The sequence below is a fragment of the Actinospica durhamensis genome, from assembly GCF_018139695.1.
Lineage (GTDB): Bacteria > Actinomycetota > Actinomycetes > Streptomycetales > Catenulisporaceae > Actinospica > Actinospica durhamensis.
In genome coordinates, this window is the sequence record NZ_JAGSOG010000861.1 from 1 (window position 1) to 396 (window position 396).

Here is a 396-nt window from a genome sequence, read left to right on the forward strand (position 1 = left end):
GTGCTCTACACCGAGGTCAACGCCCAGATATCCGGGTCCTGGCACATCTACGAGGTCTTCGCCCACCGCATCGTCCATGCCACCCAGGCCCCGCACCGTACCGTCACCGAATCCCACGTCCCGCCGCACTGGATGGTGCCCGACGGCGCCGCCTTCCACCGCGCGCTCGCCGACCTCGGCCTTGGCTACAACCGCGCCACCCGCACCGGTGTGATCGTGTCGATGCCCATCATCGATCCCCCCACCGGAGCCGGCGGAGCCCAGTTCACCTTCTCCACCGTCCACGACAGCCCGGCCGGCCATGCCGCGATCTGGCACGCCCTCGAGGACCGGTTCACCACCACGCCCCGCGCGGCGGCCCGCCCCGCAGAAAGGCGCCACGGATGACCACCATGA

General features: G+C 70.2%; 1 pseudogene. It reads left to right on the forward strand.

The annotated features are described in order from the left end of the window. Positions 1–387: pseudogene (locus KDL01_RS42585) on the forward strand (hypothetical protein); the annotation flags it as partial. Between the last annotated feature and the right edge of the window lie 9 nt (positions 388–396).